This window comes from Microbacterium sp. NPDC087592, from assembly GCF_044743585.1.
In the GTDB taxonomy this organism is placed as follows: domain Bacteria; phylum Actinomycetota; class Actinomycetes; order Actinomycetales; family Microbacteriaceae; genus Microbacterium.
In genome coordinates this window covers 558,383-574,384 of sequence record NZ_JBIUWT010000002.1, presented here as the reverse complement: position 1 = coordinate 574,384, position 16,002 = coordinate 558,383, and the positions used below count along the sequence as shown (strand labels likewise).

General features: G+C 68.9%; 14 protein-coding genes. 2 read left to right on the top strand and 12 right to left on the bottom strand.

What is annotated here, in order from left to right; all coding sequences use genetic code 11:
• Nucleotides 1-16 precede the first annotated feature (16 nt).
• From ACIOTO_RS15690 to nirB, 5 genes are read right to left on the bottom strand one after another with little or no spacing between them, the layout of a single operon-like run.
• A complete protein-coding gene (locus ACIOTO_RS15690; protein ID WP_262000966.1) occupies nucleotides 17-694 on the bottom strand; it encodes a sirohydrochlorin chelatase in 678 nt (225 codons plus the stop codon).
• Nucleotides 691-1,821, bottom strand: a complete 1,131-nt coding sequence (locus tag ACIOTO_RS15685) for a uroporphyrinogen-III synthase (protein ID WP_400858521.1) — start codon at nucleotides 1,819-1,821, stop codon at nucleotides 691-693. The genes ACIOTO_RS15690 and ACIOTO_RS15685 overlap by 4 nt, the downstream gene beginning before the upstream one ends.
• Nucleotides 1,818-3,053, bottom strand: a complete 1,236-nt coding sequence (gene cobA / locus ACIOTO_RS15680) for a uroporphyrinogen-III C-methyltransferase (RefSeq protein WP_105709969.1) — start codon at nucleotides 3,051-3,053, stop codon at nucleotides 1,818-1,820. Before cobA ends, ACIOTO_RS15685 begins: the two co-directional genes overlap by 4 nt.
• A complete protein-coding gene (gene nirD, locus ACIOTO_RS15675; RefSeq protein WP_105709970.1) occupies nucleotides 3,050-3,412 on the bottom strand; it encodes a nitrite reductase small subunit NirD in 363 nt (120 codons plus the stop codon). The genes cobA and nirD overlap by 4 nt, the downstream gene beginning before the upstream one ends.
• Nucleotides 3,409-5,937, bottom strand: a complete 2,529-nt coding sequence (gene nirB / locus ACIOTO_RS15670; protein ID WP_400858600.1) for a nitrite reductase large subunit NirB — start codon at nucleotides 5,935-5,937, stop codon at nucleotides 3,409-3,411. Before nirB ends, nirD begins: the two co-directional genes overlap by 4 nt.
• Nucleotides 5,938-6,199: 262 nt before the next feature.
• On the opposite strand from nirB, the gene ACIOTO_RS15665 reads away from it, so the two are divergent.
• Complete coding sequence (locus ACIOTO_RS15665) at nucleotides 6,200-7,558, top strand: DUF349 domain-containing protein (RefSeq protein WP_262000970.1); 1,359 nt, start codon at nucleotides 6,200-6,202, stop codon at nucleotides 7,556-7,558.
• A 61-nt stretch (nucleotides 7,559-7,619) separates the two neighbouring features.
• A complete protein-coding gene (locus ACIOTO_RS15660) occupies nucleotides 7,620-8,171 on the top strand; it encodes a type IV toxin-antitoxin system AbiEi family antitoxin (RefSeq protein WP_105709972.1) in 552 nt (183 codons plus the stop codon).
• Here ACIOTO_RS15660 and ACIOTO_RS15655 read toward each other — a convergent pair.
• The 7 genes from ACIOTO_RS15655 to ruvC form a co-directional block, all read right to left on the bottom strand.
• Entirely contained in the window at nucleotides 8,158-10,410 is a 2,253-nt protein-coding gene (locus ACIOTO_RS15655; RefSeq protein ID WP_029263322.1) for a bifunctional (p)ppGpp synthetase/guanosine-3',5'-bis(diphosphate) 3'-pyrophosphohydrolase, read from the bottom strand. The two genes, ACIOTO_RS15660 and ACIOTO_RS15655, sit on opposite strands and share 14 nt — an antisense overlap.
• A gap of 80 nt (nucleotides 10,411-10,490) precedes the next feature.
• Nucleotides 10,491-11,480 carry a protein translocase subunit SecF gene (secF, locus tag ACIOTO_RS15650; protein WP_029263321.1) on the bottom strand — a complete coding sequence of 330 codons (990 nt, stop codon included), beginning with the start codon at nucleotides 11,478-11,480 and terminating at the stop codon, nucleotides 10,491-10,493.
• Entirely contained in the window at nucleotides 11,480-13,228 is a 1,749-nt protein-coding gene (gene secD / locus ACIOTO_RS15645; protein WP_105709973.1) for a protein translocase subunit SecD, read from the bottom strand. Before secD ends, secF begins: the two co-directional genes overlap by 1 nt.
• A gap of 56 nt (nucleotides 13,229-13,284) precedes the next feature.
• Complete coding sequence (yajC, locus tag ACIOTO_RS15640) at nucleotides 13,285-13,686, bottom strand: preprotein translocase subunit YajC (RefSeq protein ID WP_372466779.1); 402 nt, start codon at nucleotides 13,684-13,686, stop codon at nucleotides 13,285-13,287.
• 72 nt (nucleotides 13,687-13,758) lie between these two features.
• Entirely contained in the window at nucleotides 13,759-14,784 is a 1,026-nt protein-coding gene (gene ruvB / locus ACIOTO_RS15635) for a Holliday junction branch migration DNA helicase RuvB (protein ID WP_105709974.1), read from the bottom strand.
• Nucleotides 14,777-15,397: a Holliday junction branch migration protein RuvA gene (gene ruvA / locus ACIOTO_RS15630; protein WP_262000975.1), complete on the bottom strand. Its 621-nt coding sequence runs from the start codon at nucleotides 15,395-15,397 to the stop codon at nucleotides 14,777-14,779. The genes ruvB and ruvA overlap by 8 nt, the downstream gene beginning before the upstream one ends.
• Nucleotides 15,398-15,424: 27 nt before the next feature.
• Nucleotides 15,425-15,991 (bottom strand): crossover junction endodeoxyribonuclease RuvC, encoded by a 567-nt coding sequence (ruvC, locus tag ACIOTO_RS15625; protein ID WP_400858520.1) that lies wholly within the window; start codon nucleotides 15,989-15,991, stop codon nucleotides 15,425-15,427.
• Nucleotides 15,992-16,002: the final 11 nt, after the last annotated feature.

Sequence of the window (16,002 nt, the reverse complement as noted above, 5' to 3'; positions counted from 1 at the left end):
CCGGGTGCGCTCCGGGTCAGGCGGAGCGGAAGCGCTCGACGATGACCTCGGCGATGCGCGGGTCCGCCCCGAGCGGTGCCGAGACCAGGTCCGCTCCGGATCTCTCCACGAGACCGGCGAAGTACCCCGGCGCGAGGACATGGCTCGCGGCGATCACCCGCGAGGCTCCTCGCTCGCGCGCGAAGCTCACGGCGTCCGCGATGCGGGGCTCGATCGCCGACGCGTAACCGATCGTGACCGGCACCGGGATCAGGTCGGCGAGGTGCGCGGCCGCCGTGGTGACATCGGCGACCGCCGCAGGGTTGCTGGAGCCCGCCGCCGCGAGCACGACGTGATCGCCCGGAAGCCAGCGGTCGTGAACCGCCGTACGCAGCCGCGCGCGCAGGACCTCGGCGATGAGCGGATGGGTGCCCAAGGGCTCCCCCTGCCGCACGCCGTCATACGGACGGACCGCGCGCGCGATGTCGACCGCGGTGTGGAAACCCACCGAGAGCAGCAGCGGCACCACGACGACGTCATCGTCGAGATGTTCCTGTTCGACGACCTCGGGCACCGCCGGTTCCTGCACGTCGACGAAGGCCTGGACGACACGGGTGCCCGGAATACGTGCGCGCACGAGATCGACGATGTCTTCGACCGTGCGGCGTCCTGCGGGGGAATCCGTGCCGTGGGAGCAGGCGACCAGGGTGGTCATCGGGGTTCCTCCACGGTGAGTCGGTAACCGCGTTTGACGATGGTCTGGATCGCCGCAGCGCCGCCCAGAGCCTCGCGCAGCCGGGCGACCGCCATCTCGACGGCGTGGGCGCTCTCGCCTCCTCGGGGCAACGCGAGTCCCAGCTCCTCCCGCGAGAGCACGCGTCCGGCGGCATCGAAGAGCTCGCTCAGGATGCTCGCTCCGGCGCGGGAGAGCGGAACGAACGCGCCGTCGATCAGCACACCGCGGCTGCGCATCTCCATCGCGCCGAGAGCCGTGTGCAGCCGCGGGGCGGCACCCGACGCGTAGTGGTCGACCACGCAGCGCACCAGCGAGCCCAGGCGTCCACGTGCGGCCAGGGTGGCGGTGAGCCCGGCATCCGCGAGTGGGGCGGCCGTGATCGGCCCGACGGCGGCCAGCAGCAGGCGCCCGGACGCGGCTCTGCGCCGGATCGACTCCAGAGCCCCGGCACGGACGGCAGTCCGGACCCACTCGGCGGCACCGGGTGCGGAGGTGAAGAGGACGGCGTCGACTTCACCCGCGCCCGCCTGCACGACGGACCGGCGCACGACCTGGGGGTCCGGCGGCGGCCCCCAGCGATACACGGTGATGCTGACCACGTCCGCTCCGAGCCCCGCCAGGAGGGTGTCGAGCCCGTCGGCGCCCGCGCCGTGGTGCTGAATCGCGATACGTCGCCCGGTGACCCCCTCGGCTGCGAGGTACTCCCCCACTTCCGCGGAGGTCTCGGACTCCGCGACCCAGTCGGCGATGAAGCCCGCCTGCTGGATCGCCCCGTGAGCCTTGGGCCCTCGTGCGATGAACTGTGCTCCGGCCAGCGCGGCGGAGAGGTCCTCGGCCAGGTCGTTCTCGTGCGCGGCATCGATCCATCCGCGGAATCCCACCCCGGTCGTCACGATCACGATGTCAGGAGGGGAAGCGACGAGATCGCGGGTGCGGGCGATGAGGAGCTCATCGTCCTCGTTGGGGATGATGCTCAGGGCGGGCGCGCGGTACACCTGGCCGCCGCGTCGCTCGAGAGCCGCGACGAGATCGCCGGAACGTCGGTCGGCGGCGACGACGATGGTGCATCCGGCCAACACCGGAGTCAGTGGAACGCGGATCGTCACGCCAGGACAGCCCCGATCGTGTCCGACGAGGGGAAGAGCAGTCCCGCGCCCGCGACCTCGCCGACAACGATCACCGCGGGGTTGCGGAGGCCCACGGCCTCGGCATCGGCGACCGCCCTGCCGAGGGTGGTCCGCGTCGTGCGCTGCTGCGCCGTGTGGCCGCTCTCGACGAACGCGATCGGCCTCTCTGCCGGCACACCGTGTGCGAGTGCCGCGGTGACCAGACGTTCGAGGGCGGCCACGCCCATCAGGACCACCGTGGTCACGGTCGCATCGGCCAGCGCCGCGAGCGTACCCTCGCCGATGATGCCCTGCCCGTTCACGACGTGGAAAGCTGCGGCCGTGCCTCGATGCGTGACGGGAATGCCTGCCGCTTGCGGAACAGCGATCGCGCTCGATATCCCCGGAGTGATGTCGACCGGGATGCCCGCAGCCAGGCACGCCCGCATCTCCTCGCCACCGCGTCCGAAGACGAACGGATCCCCGCCCTTGAGCCGGACGACGCGTCGGCCCTCCGCTGCCCGCCCCACGATGATGCGGTTGATCTCGTCCTGCGGCACGGGGTGCCGACCGGGGGTCTTCCCGACGTCGATCACCTCGACATCGGGGTCGAGCCCGTGGACGATCTCCGCCGCGGGTCCCAGGCGGTCGGTCACGACCACGTCGGCTTCGGCGATGAGCCGACGCGCGCGCACCGTCATCAGGTCCGCGGGGCCCGGCCCACCTCCGACCAGGTCGACGCGTCCACTCCGACCGGCACGGCGCCGACGCAGCGGGATGCGGCCTTCGCCTGCGAGGCCGACGATCGCATCCCGCACGGCGACCGACCGACGCGGGTCGGCACCGACCGTACTGGTCACCGCGACGGTCACGTCACCGATCTCGGCCTGTGCGGTGAGCCTGGTCGACCCGTGGGCGCCGTCGGAGGCATTGATGCAGAGGATCCGTTTGCGCTCGCAGCGTTCCGCGACACCGCGGTCGACGCGGGCGTCGCCGGTGGCCGTGTGCACGAGCCACGCCCCGGCGAGATCCGTTCCTCGGAAGCGACCGGCGCGCCAGACGAGACCGTGAAGCTCGACCAGCCGCGCGGTCTCCGGATGCAGGACGGGGGCGACGATCCGCACCCGCGCCCCTTCGTCGAGGAACCGGCGGATCCTCTTCGCCGCGACCGCGCCACCACCCACCAGCAGCACGTCGCGTCCGGTGAGGTCGACGCCCAGCATCACGGTCATCGGATCTCCTCGATGTTCAGCTCGATCTGACCGTCTCGAACGGTCACGTCCCAGACCCGCAGCGTCGCCGAGGCTTTGCCCTGTGTGTCGAGACACTCCCCCGTTCGCAGGTCGAAGACCTGCTTGTGCATCGGTGAAGCCAGCGTCGGCACATCGCCCCGCGTGCCCACGATCCCGCGGGACATCACATGGGCGCCGCTGTAGGGATCGAGGTTGGACACCGCATGCACCGAGCCATCGGCGAGGACGAAGAGCGCGATCTGGACCGAGCCGAACAGCGCCGCCCTGCCTCGCTCCACCTCGAGGTCGCTGAGCGCGCAGACGCGGACTCGCGTTCCGGTCTCGGGGCTGAGCGTCATCGTCGCACCTCCAGAGTCGTGCCGGCGATCATGACGCTCGCGTCGAAACGTTCCTCCGTCGTCGCCGGCCGCACCTGACCGCGCTCGGAAACGTAGGCCAGAGAAGGGTCAGGGGTGTCGGTCGCATTCACGAAGGACTCGAAGCGCCGCAGTTTCACCGGGTCGCGCAGGGTCGCCGCCCACTCGTCCTCATAGCGGTCGACGTGCACGCTCATGGCCGCGTCGAGGTCGTCGCAGATGCCGAGGCTGTCGTCGAAGATCACCTCACGGAGGCCGTCCAGCCCGCCGTCGAGCTCGGCACACCACCCTGCCGTGCGCTGGAGGCGATCCGCCGTGCGGATGTAATACATGAAGAAGCGGTCGATCGCGCGGATGAGGCCCTCGTCGTCGAGGTCGGCGGCGAGGAGCTCCGCGTGGCGCGGCGAGAAGCCGCCGTTGCCGCCGACGTACATGTTCCACCCCGACTCGGTGGCGATCACACCGACGTCCTTCGACCGGGCCTCCGCGCACTCGCGCGCGCAGCCGGACACACCGACCTTGAGCTTGTGCGGCGCCCGAAGACCCCGATAGCGGAGCTCGAGGCGCACGGCCATGCCGACGGCATCCAGCACCCCGTACCGGCACCAGGTCGAGCCGACGCACGACTTCACCGTGCGCAGCGCCTTGCCGTACGCCTGCCCGGACTCGAACCCGGCGTCGACCAGCCGCTGCCAGATCTGCGGCAGCTGCTCCAGGCGGGCGCCGAACATGTCGATCCGCTGCCCGCCGGTGATCTTCGTGTAGAGCCCGTAGTCCTCGGCGATGTTCCCGATCGCGATGAGCCCCGCGGGAGTCACCTCACCCCCGGGCATCCGCGGCACCACCGAGTACGTGCCGTCCTTCTGCATGTTGGCCATCACATGGTCGTTGGTGTCCTGCAGAGCCGCGTTCTCACCGTCGAGCACGTGCGCTCCGACGAGGACGGACAGGATGCTCGCCAAAGCCGGCTTGCAGATGTCGCAGCCGCGCCCGGTGCCGAAACGGGCGATGATCGCGCTGAAGGTCGCGAGTTCCGACACGCGCACCGCGTCGAAGAGCTGGCGGCGCGACATCGAGAAGTGCTCGCACAGGGCGTCGGAGGTCGTCTGACCGAGCTTGGTCAGCTCCTGGCCGACGATCTTCTTGACCGCGAAGAGGCAGGAGCCGCAGGTGGCGCCCGCCTTGGTGCAGGCCTTCACGGCCGCGGCGTCGGTGCACCCCTCGGCGTGCACCGCCTCCCGGATGCGTCCGGCGGTCACGTTCGAGCAGGAGCAGACGACCGCCTCGGCCGGCAGCTCGCTGTCGGGAAGCGCGGTGCCGCCGTCCGGCATCAGGTAGGCGGCGGGGTCTGCGCCCAGCGCAGCACCCACCAGGGGGCGGAGCATTCCGTATGCCGAGGCATCGCCGACGAGGATGCCGCCCAAGAGTGTCTTTGCGTCGTCCGAGAGGACCAGCTTCTTGTAGACCCCGTTGACCGGGTCGGTGTAGACCACGTCCAGGGCATTCGGTGTGGAGGCGAACGCGTCGCCGAAGCTCGCCACATCCACACCGGAGAGCTTCAACTTCGACGAGTCGTCGTAGCCGGGGAAAGTGGCATCGCCGCCGAGAATCCGAGTGGCCGCCACCTCGGCCATGGCGTATCCGGGGGCCACGAGTCCGACGGAGCGTCCTTCGAAGTTGGCGACCTCGCCGATCGCGAGGACGTCGTCGTCGGCGGTGCGGCACCTCGAATCGATCAGTACGCCACCGTTGGGGTGCACGGCGAGATCGGCGAGGCGTGCCAGTGAGTCCTGCGGGCGCACGCCGACGGTGAAGATGACGACGTCCGTTCCCTGCATGCTGCCGTCCTGGAACTGCAGTGCCGCGACGGAGCCGGAGGCATCCGGGTCGATCCGTGTGGTCCGCGTTCCCGTCCGCACATCGATGCCCTTCGACTCGATCAGGCGGCGCAGGATGGTGCCACCCGCGAGGTCGAGCTGGGCGGACATCAGCCGGTCCGACGACTGCACCACCATGCACTCGACGTCGAGACCCTGCAACGCGCCGGCCGCCTCGAGGCCCAACAGTCCGCCGCCGATCACCGTCCCGCGCAACGGGCGGCCGAGCGACGCCGCGCGGCGCTGGACGAACGCGTCGATCGCGGCGACATCGTCGAGCGTCCGATAGACGAAGCAGCCGGGGAGCTCAGCGCCGTCGACGGCCGGCCGCATGGCGTAGGAGCCGGTCGCGAGGACGAGTGTCCCGTAGGCGTGGACCGCACCCGAGCGGGTGCGCACCGTGCGACGAGCCCGATCGATCCCGGTGACGCGATCATCGCCGATGAAGCGCACCCTGTCGTCCTGGAGGGTCTGCGGATCGAGTGCGAGGTCGTCGGCGCTCGCACCGGTGAAGAACGAGGTCAGACCGACGCGGTCGTACGGCGCTCGCGCCTCCTCGCCGATGACCGTGACTGTCGGCGCCGAACCGTCGCCGCGGAGCAGGCTCTCGACGAATCGGTGCGCGACCATTCCCGCCCCCACCACCACGACATCCGACGATGTGCTCTCCCGAACGATCACGAGCCCTCCTCTGTCCGTGGACTCGACGATAGAGACACGGTGTTTCGCGAAAGGCCGGGGTGGTGTTACACGGATCGAACGTTCTTCTCACAACTCGGTAACAGTCGTGTGAGATCGCGCTTCGAGCGAGTCCGGCAGGGCCCCGCGGGGCGTACTAGGCTGAGCCTCGTCCCTTCCGCCTCCCGCGGCCCTACCGCGCAAGGAGAATCACGTGTCTGCCACCGAGCCCTCGAAGCCGACTCCCCCCGTCCCCGCACCACCCGCCGTGCCGATGCCGCCGAAGGCACCCAAGCCGGCAGCCGTCGTGCCCGCCGCACCTGCGCCGTCTCCGGCCGCGTCGTCGACCTCCGCCGAATGGGGCCGCGTCTCCGACGACGGCACCGTCGAGGTACGCGAAGGCGAGGTCTGGCGCGTGGTCGGCCAGTACCCCGACGGCACGCCCGAGGAGGCGCTCGCCTACTTCGTGCGCAAGTTCGACGACATTGCCTTCAAGGTGCACACGCTCGAACAGCGTCACCAGGCAGGCGGCGCCTCGGCGAGCGACCTCGCGAAGCAGGCCGGTCATCTCATCGACGAAGCGACGGATGCCGCTGCCGTCGGCGACCTCGCAGGTCTGCGAGACCGTCTGAACGCCCTGACCTCATCGCTGTCCGAAGCCACCGAGCAGGAGGCGCAGCAGGCCAAGGAACTCGTCGACAAGGCGATCGCCGAGCGCACCGTGCTCGTGGAGAAGGCCGAGGCGATCGCCGCGCGCGACCTCAGCAAGGTGCAGTGGAAGCAGGTCACGGCCGAGCTCGGCGAGCTGTTCGACGCGTGGCAGGCGCAGCAGCAGAGTGGTCCCCGCCTCTCCAAGGGCATCTCCCAGCAGCTCTGGAAGCGGTTCCGCGATGCGCGCGCCGTGGTCGACAAGCAGCGTCGCGCCTTCTACTCCGAGCTCGACGATGCGCACAAGAGCGCTCGCGACGTGAAGACCCGCCTGGTCGAGCGTGCCGAGGCACTCGCGCCGCGCGGCACCGACGGGATTCCCGCCTACCGCACCCTGCTCGACGAGTGGAAGGCGGCCGGGCGCGCCGGGCGCAAGGCAGACGATGCACTGTGGGCGCGGTTCAAGGCGGCGGGCGATGCCCTGTACGCTGCTCGCGCCGAGCAGTCCGCCGCGGAAGAAGCGGAATCCGCCCCGAAGATCGAGGCCCGAGAGGCTCTCCTCGAAGAGGCCAAGGCGGTCGCCGACGAGTCGAACATCAAGCGTGCTCGCGCGCTGCTCACCCGCATCCAGCGGCAGTGGGATGAGATCGGCCGCATCTTCCCGCGGGACAAGGAGCGCGCGCTCGACGACAAGCTCCGCACGATCGAGCAGGGGCTGAAGGCCCGTGAAGACGTGGACTGGAAGAAGAACAACCCCGAGACCAAGGCACGCGCGAACGACATGAGCTCGCAGCTGCAGGAGGCCATCGAGAAGCTCGAAGCCGAGGTCGCCGCCGCTGAGAAGGCCGGCGACAAGAAGGCCGCGAAGGAAGCCGCTGACGCCCTCGAGGCTCGCCGCGCCTGGCTGAGTGCTCTGGGCGGCTGACCTTCTCCACAGGTCTCCGCGACCGTCTCGAACGCGGGGTGCACTGCGCCAGACTGGCGTGATGCACCCCGCGTTCCTCTATGTCCCCGGCGAGCGGTTGAGCCAGACCGAACTCAGCGCGGCCCGCATCGACGGCCATGTGGTCGACGTGGGTGACGCGTACATCCCTGCCGATCTCGTCGAGGGGCCGGATGTACGGGCGAGCACCATCGCCGCGCTCGTCCGGCCGGGCACCGCCGCATGCCACCAGACGGCCGCGTGGGTCCACGGCGCCGGTGACACGCCGCCGGTCGTGCATCACGTCAAGCGCTGCGTGGATCGTCGGATCCGTCCGGTCACCAGCGCGCGCGTGGTCTTCCACGACACACTGCTGCCCGCAGCCGACGTCCTCACGCTCAGCGGCGTCGCGGTGTCGAGCCCGGCCCGGACGATGCTCGACCTCGCGACGACACTGCACCGCGACCCGCGGGTGCTGCCGTGGATGGATCTTCTCGCCGTCGTCTGCCCCGACACCCCGGACGCGGCGATGAACGCGCTGCAGGACCTTCGACGCGTGCCGGGCAGCCGCATGGGTTCGGCCGCTCTGCAGCGCCTCGCCGTCAGGAGGAGGTGACCCGGTAGACGTCGTAGACGGCGTCGATCCGACGGACCGCGTTCAGTACACGGTCCAGGTGCACGGCATCGCCCATCTCGAAGACGAACCGGCTCAGAGCCAAGCGCTCATCGGTGGTGGTGACCGTCGCCGAGAGGATGTTGACGTGGTGCTCGCTCAGCACGCGCGTCACATCGGAGAGAAGGCCCGAGCGGTCGAGCGCCTCGACCTGGATCTGCACGCGGAACACGCTCTTCGTCGTCGGGGCCCACGACACCTCGACGAAGCGGTCCTGCTCGTTGCTGAGCGCCTTGACGTTGACGCAGTCCGCCCGGTGCACCGAGACGCCACTACCGCGCGTCACGAATCCGACGATCTGGTCACCGGGAACCGGGGTGCAGCACTTGGCCAGCTTCACCAGGATGTCGTTGGCGCCGCGCACCAGCACGCCGGAGTCGCCGGATCGCGGCTCACGCGTCGGGACGCTCCCGGGCAGATCGATGGCGCCCGTGCTGGGGTCGTTGGCCGCGACCAGAGCCGTGACCTTCTCGAGCACCGACTGCGTCGACACGTGTCCTTCGCCGACCGCCGCGTAGAGCGCCGAGACGTCTTCGTAGTGCAGCCCGCGCGCGACCTCGGCGAACGAGTCCTGGCTCATCAGCTTCTGCAGCGGCAGGTTCTGACGGCGCATCGCGCGGGCGATGGCCTCCTTGCCCTGCTCGATGGCCTCTTCGCGGCGCTCCTTGGTGAACCAGCCGCGGATCTTGTTCCGCGCCCGGGTGCTCGCGACGAAACCGAGCCAGTCCTGGCTGGGGCCGGCATCCGGGTTCTTCGAGGTGAACACCTCGACCACGTCACCGCTCTTGAGTTCCGATTCCAGAGGCACGAGGCGCCCGTTGACCTTGGCACCCATCGTGCGGTGGCCGATCTCGGTGTGCACCGCGTAGGCGAAGTCCACGGGAGTCGCGCTGGCCGGCAGGCCGATCACCCGCCCCTTGGGCGTGAAGACGTAGACCTCCTTCGCACCGATCTCGAAGCGCAGCGAGTCGAGGAACTCACCGGGGTCAGCGGTCTCGGCCTGCCAGTCGGAGATGTGCGCGAGCCACGCCATGTCCGTGTCGGAGGCGCGGACCTCGGTCTTGCCACCGCCGTTCATCCGCTCCTTGTACATCCAGTGCGCGGCGACACCGTACTCGGCCTGCTGATGCATCTCGTGCGTACGGATCTGAATCTCGACCGTGCGACCGGCGGGACCGATGACCGTGGTGTGCAGCGACTGGTAGAGGTTGAACTTCGGGGTGGCGATGTAGTCCTTGAACCGGCCGGGCAGCGGCGTCCAGCGAGCGTGGATCGCACCCAGGACGGCGTAGCAGTCGCGCACCGAGGAGACGAGGACGCGGATGCCGATCAGATCGTAGATGTCGTCGAACTCGCGGCCGCGGATGACCATCTTCTGGTACACCGAGTAGAGCTGCTTCGGGCGCCCGACGACTTTGCCGCGGATGCGGAGATCGCGCAGATCCTCGTCGATCTCCTCGACCACCTGAGCGAGATACTTCTCGCGCTGCGGGGTCCGCTGCGCGATGAGGCTGTGGATCTCGTTGTAGATCTTCGGGTGCAGCACGGCGAACGAGAGGTCTTCGAGCTCGGACTTGATCGCCTGGATGCCGAGACGGTTCGCCAGCGGGGCGTAGATCTCGAGCGTCTCCTTGGCCTTCTTCGTGGCCTTCTCCGGTGGGACGAAACCCCAGGTGCGCGCATTGTGCAGGCGGTCGGCCAGCTTGATGAGCAGGACCCGGATGTCCTTCGACATCGCCACGATCATCTTGCGGACCGTCTCGGCCTGCGCGCTCTCGCCGTACTTGACCTTGTCGAGCTTGGTCACGCCGTCGACGAGCATCGCGACCTCGTCGCCGAACTCGGCGGTGAGATCGGTCAGCGCGTAGCCCGTGTCTTCGACCGTGTCGTGCAGGAGCGCCGCAGCGATGGCCCGCGGGCCCAGACCGAGCTCGGCGAGGATCTGTGCGACAGCCAGCGGGTGCGTGATGTACGGCTCGCCGCTCTGGCGCTTCTGCCCCTCGTGCTTCTCCTTCGCGACCGCGTATGCGCGTTCGATGACGGAGAAGTCGCCCTTGGGATGATTCGCACGCACCGTGCGGATCAAGTTGTCGAGGTCGTTGATGCGGGACGCGCGGGAGAAGATGCGGGGAACCAGTCGTCGCAGACTCGAACCCTGCGATGACGTCTGCGGTTCCGCCATCAACTCACCTCCCGATCACTTCATCCTACGCGTGCTGAGGGCGCCGAGCTTCCGCTCGGAGCACCCTCGGCCCGGACCCCTCAGGCTTCGACGGACGCCCGGCTGCGAGCCTCGCGGATGCGGGCGTCGCGCTCCTTGAGCTGGGGCTCGTTCTCGCGGAACAGCGAGTAGAGCGGTGCGGCCACGAACAGCGTGGAGTACGTCGCGACGAGGATGCCGACGAAGATCGACAGCGAGATGTCGGTGAGCGATTCCGCACCGAGCCAGAAGGCGCCGATGAAGAGCACGGCACCGACCGGCAACGCCGCGACCACAGACGTGTTGATCGAGCGCACGAGGGTCTGGTTCACGGCGAGGTTCACCGATTCGCCGAACAGTCGGGCAGACTTCTCCCCGTCTTCGGTGGTGTTCTCCCTGACCTTGTCGAACACGACAGTGGTGTCGTACAGCGAGTACGCCAGGATCGTCAGGAAGCCGATGACGGCAGCCGGAGAGATCTCGAAGCCCGCCAGCGCGTAGACGCCGACCGTGATGACGAGCACGTCGAGCAGGCCGATGATCGCCGCCGCCGACATCTTCCACGTGCGGAAGTAGATCGCGAGGATCAGGAACGTGAGGGCGAGGAAGATCGCGAGACCCCACAGCGACTGCTTCGTGACGTTCTCGCCCCAGGCCGGGCCGATGAACGACGACGTCACATTGGCGGGCTCCACACCGTAGGCGTCGGCGAGGGCTTCCGCGACGTCCTGCGTCTCGGCGGCGCTCATCTGGTCGGTCTGGACGCGGATGTCCTTCCCGTTCAGGACGACGACCTTGGTCGCGGCTCCCGGCACGACCGACTGGACGGCCTCCTTCGCGGTGTCCTGATCGACCGTGTCGGGCGCCTGCACCGTGAACTGGGACCCACCGGTGAACTCGATGGAGAACTGGATGGGGCGGATGAGCGGCACGAGGGCCGAACCGACGACGAGCACGATGGCGATGATGAACCACAGGCGACGCTTGCCGACGAACGGGAAAGAGGTCTTGCCGGAATAGAGGTTGTTTCCGAACTCATTCATGGAAGGCATCAGGCGTCTCCCTCACTTCCGGGCTTGGTGGGTCTGTCGCCCGCGAGTGCCTCGGCGCGCTTTCGTTCTGCGATGGTCTGGCGGCGATCCGCCTCGCCCCGGGAGCGGGCGTTCTTCGCACCGCGACCGGCCGATGCCGTCGAGACCTCCCGGTACTGGGACCGGCTTCGGTACACCGCACCGAGCGCCTCGGGGTCGAGGCCCGAGAGCTTGTGACCGCCGCCGAAGAATCGGGTGCGCGCAAGGAGCTGCATCACCGGGTGCGTGAAGATCACGAAGATGAACACGTCGATCAGGGTGGTGAGACCGAGTGTGAAGGCGAAGCCCTTCACCGTGGCGTCGGCGAGGATGTAGAGCACGACCGCAGCCAGGATGTTGATCGACTTCGAGATGTAGATGGTCCGCTTCGCGCGGCCCCAGCCGTCTTCGACCGCGGCGGTGATCGACTTGCCGTCGCGCAGCTCATCTCGTATTCGTTCGAAGTAGACGATGAACGAGTCGGCGGTGAAGCCGATCGAGACGATCAGACCGGCGACGCCGGCGAGCGAGAGACGGAAGCCGAGCCGCCAGGCGAGGATGCAGATGATGATGTAGGTCAGGACGGCCATCACCGCGATCGAGGCGATGATCACCGAACCGAGCGCGCGATACACGATGAGCGAGTAGATCGCGACGAGTGCGAGACCGATGAGACCCGCGATCAGACCGATCTGCAGCTGCTGGGTTCCGAGAGTCGCCGAGATCGTGTCGGAGCTCTGCACGACGAAGCTGAGCGGCAGGGCACCGAACTTCAGCTGGTCGGCGAGCGTCGTCGCCGTCTCCTGCGTGAAGCTGCCCGAGATGCTGGGACGGCCGTCGAGGATGACGCCGTTCATCCGCGGAGCGCTGATCACGTCGCCGTCGAGCACGAACGCGAACTGATCGCGCGGGGACAGACCGTCGATGCGGTTCTGGTTGAGACGCGTGCTGACCTTGCCGAAGGCATCGCCGCCCTCGCCGTTCATGGTCAGCTGCACGATCCACGCGCCGGACTTCTGATCGCGACCCGCGGAGGCATCCGTGATCGCGGTGCCGTCGAGCTCGGCCGGTCCGAGGAGGAACTTCTGCGCCTTGTCCGGGGAGCAGGCGACGACCGGCTCGTCCTTCGGGGCACGGGCGGGGTCGTTGTCCGGGTTCTCGCAGTCGTAGGCCTGGAACTCCGCTGCCAGCTTGTCCGTCACCCATGACAGGTCGCTCGCGTCGGTCGGCTCGGCGGTCGGCGTCGCATTCAGCGACGGGTCCGGGCTGGGGTACGGAGTGGAGTTCCCATCCTCCCCGACGAACTCGGTGCTCGCGGCCGTCGTGTACAGCACGGGTCGCAGCTCGAGCTGCGCGCTCGCCTGGATGCGCTCACGAGTCTGCGCATCCGCCTCGCCCGGGATCTGGACGACGATGTTCTGTCCACCCTCGGTCGTGATGTCGGCCTCGGCCACACCCGACGCATCCACGCGCTGGCGGATGATCGCCGCGGCCTGGTCGAGCTGCTCCTGCGTGGGAGCCGCTCCGTCCTCGGTCTCGGCGCTGAGGACGATCTGGGTGCCGCCCTGCAGGTCCAGTGCGAGCTCAGGAGTCCAGGAACTGACCGGCTGGCCTTCGGCGTCCTTGATGACGTACACGCCCAGCGAGTTGATGCCGAACAGAACACCCGTCACGAGGAGCAGGCCGAGGAGGACCCGCCAGGCGTGACGGACGGGAGAAGATGAAGCCACGTGTGTTCAGCTTTCTGGGAGGACGGAGATCCGAAGGGCCGCGCCGGCCGCGGAGATTACTTGTCGTCGGCGTCGCGCTCGAGGCGAGCGCGCGTCTCCTCGGGAGTCTCGAGCGCGGGGGCGGCCGCCTCGTCGACGGCCGGCTCCTCGATCACATCGACAGGGGCGTCGACGATCGCGTCCTTGGGCTCGACGACGCGGAGGATCGCCTGGCTGTGGACGTCGATGATGGTGCCCGGCGCGATCTCGACGAGCGCGGGCGTGTCGAGGTCGTCAGGGTCGTACGAGACGATCGTCCCGTAGATGCCGCCCTGCAGGAGCACCTTGGCGCCGGGAACGGTCTTGGTCGCCTTCTCCTCCTGCTCGGCCTTCATCTGCTTCGTGCGCTTGCGCGTGTTGAAGATCATGAAGACGAGGAGGACGGCGAGAAGGCCGAAGAGCAGGAATTCCATGGGCATGGGGGAAGCGCCTTTCTCAGGTGCACGCTCCAGCCTTTGGGCGCGCGAAGGTAACCGGGAAGTCTTCAGTGATTATAGGTCATCCAACTTAAGCATCCCGTCCGGATGCGCGACGCCGAGATGCGCGTAGGCCTCCGGCATCGCCACACGACCGCGCGGCGTGCGTCCGAGGAAGCCGATGCGAACGAGGTACGGCTCCACCACGCTCTCCACGGTCTCGCCCTCTTCGCCGACCGCCACGGCGAGCGTGCTCAGGCCGACCGGTCCTCCGCGGAAACGGCGGACCAGCGCCTCCAGCACCGCGCGGTCCAGCCGGTCGAGGCCGATCGCGTCGACGTCGTAGAGTTCGAGCGCCGCGCGCACGTCGTGGATCGTGGCCCCGCCCTCGCCGTGCACGAGGGCGTAGTCGCGGACCCGGCGCAGCAGGCGGTTCGCGATGCGGGGGGTGCCTCGAGAGCGGCGTGCGATCTCGGAGAGCGCATCGGTCGGCACGTCGACGCCGAGGACCGCGGCCGAACGGGCGATGACCTGCTCGAGCTCGGGCTCGTCGTAGAACTCCAGGTGTCCGGTGAATCCGAATCGGTCGCGCAGCGGATTCGGCAGCAGACCGGATCGCGTCGTGGCCCCGACGAGTGTGAAGGGAGAGAGCTCGAGCGGGATGCTCGTCGCTCCGGCGCCCTTGCCGACCATGATGTCGATCCGGTAGTCCTCCATCGCCAGGTACAGCATCTCCTCTGCGGAGCGCGCCATGCGATGGATCTCGTCGATGAAGAGCACCTCCCCCGGCACCAGGCTGGAGAGCAGGGCTGCGAGGTCGCCGGCGTGCTGGATCGCCGGGCCGCTCGACATGCGCAGCGGCCGCTCGCTCTCGTGGGCCACGATCATCGCCAGGGTCGTCTTCCCGAGCCCCGGGGGGCCGGCGAGCAGGATGTGGTCGGCAGGACGGCTCTGGATGCGCGCAGCTTCGAGCAGCAGCTGCAGCTGTCCGCGCACCTTCTGCTGTCCGACGAAATCGCCCAGGCTGGTCGGGCGCAGTGCGCCCTCGATGGCGAGCTCGGTCTCGTCGGAGGGTTCGGTCGCGTCGAGGGGGTCAGCCACGAGCCTGGCCTCCCTGCGCGGGGCCGAGGAGCGCGAGGGTGCGTCGCAACAGCAGGGCCACGGTCGCCCGCTCGGCCTCCGTCGCCTCGGATGCCGTCTGGGCTGCCGCCTCGGCGGCGACCTTCTCCGACCAGCCGAGGCCGACCAGCGCCGCGGCCACCTGCGTGACCACGTCGGTGCCGCCCGACATCACGGGCCTCGACGGTGCCGCGAAAGCCTGCACCTTGCCGGCCAGCTGCAGCACGATGAGTTTCGCCGTCTTGGGCCCGATGCCGGAGACCCTCCGGAACGGCGCGTCGTCTTCCGCGGTCACGGCTTCGGCGATCTGATCGCCCGTGAGGTGCGAGAGCACCCCCAGCGCCGACTTCGGTCCGACACCGGTCACGCTGATCAGCAGTCCGAAGATCTCCAGCTCGCTGCGATCCGCGAAGCCGAACAGGGAGAGCGAGTCCTCGCGGACGATCAGACTCGTGTGCAGGAGGAGCTTCTCCCCCACGGTCGCGGTGTGTGCGACGTCGGCAGGGACGGCGACGGCGAACCCGACACCGCCCACGTCGATGACGACCTGATCGGACGTCGCATGCAGGACGACGCCGTGCAGTGAGGAGATCATCCCCTCAGCCTAGGGCGTGGTTCGGACCTATGTTCGAGCGACACGCTTCTCGGCGTCCGCCCATGCCCGTTGCGCCGGAGTCAGCGACCCCTGCCCGGATGCAGTGGGTCCGCCGCGACGCCAGGCGTGGCACAGCGCGATCGCCAGGGCGTCCGCGGCGTCAGCCGGCTGCGGAAGCGCATCCAGGCGCAGAATGCGCGCGATCATGGTCTGCACCTGCCGCTTGTCGGCCGCACCGTAGCCGGTCACGGCGGCCTTGACCTCGCTCGGCGTGTGCGTGGCGGCGGGCAACCCGGACTCGGCCGCGATCAGCAGCGCGACTCCGCTGGCCTGAGCCGTCCCCATCACGGAGTGGGTGTTCTGCTGGGCGAAGACGCGCTCGACCGCGACCGCGTCCGGGCGGTGCTCAGCGATCACGGCGCGGATGCCAGCGGCGACGATCGCGAGACGATCGCCGGTCTCCGCGTCCGGCGATGACCGGATCACTCCCACGTGCACCAGCGTGCCGCGACGCGAAGCATCGACGTCGACGATCCCGACACCACAACGCGTGAGCCCGGGGTCGATGCCGAGCACGCGCAGAGAGGAGGTCACTCCCCCAGGCT

Coding starts and splice junctions, on each gene's coding strand:
- ACIOTO_RS15690 (WP_262000966.1), bottom strand. CDS start 694: ATGACCACCCTGGTCGCCTGCTCCCACGGCACGGATTCCCCCGCAGGA.
- nirB (WP_400858600.1), bottom strand. CDS start 5,937: ATGGTCGCGCACCGATTCGTCGAGAGCCTGCTCCGCGGCGACGGTTCG.
- cobA (WP_105709969.1), bottom strand. CDS start 3,053: ATGACCGTGATGCTGGGCGTCGACCTCACCGGACGCGACGTGCTGCTG.
- secF (WP_029263321.1), bottom strand. CDS start 11,480: ATGCCTTCCATGAATGAGTTCGGAAACAACCTCTATTCCGGCAAGACC.
- yajC (WP_372466779.1), bottom strand. CDS start 13,686: ATGCCCATGGAATTCCTGCTCTTCGGCCTTCTCGCCGTCCTCCTCGTC.
- ruvA (WP_262000975.1), bottom strand. CDS start 15,397: ATGATCTCCTCACTGCACGGCGTCGTCCTGCATGCGACGTCCGATCAG.
- ACIOTO_RS15660 (WP_105709972.1), top strand. CDS start 7,620: ATGCACCCCGCGTTCCTCTATGTCCCCGGCGAGCGGTTGAGCCAGACC.
- nirD (WP_105709970.1), bottom strand. CDS start 3,412: ATGACGCTCAGCCCCGAGACCGGAACGCGAGTCCGCGTCTGCGCGCTC.
- ACIOTO_RS15655 (WP_029263322.1), bottom strand. CDS start 10,410: ATGGCGGAACCGCAGACGTCATCGCAGGGTTCGAGTCTGCGACGACTG.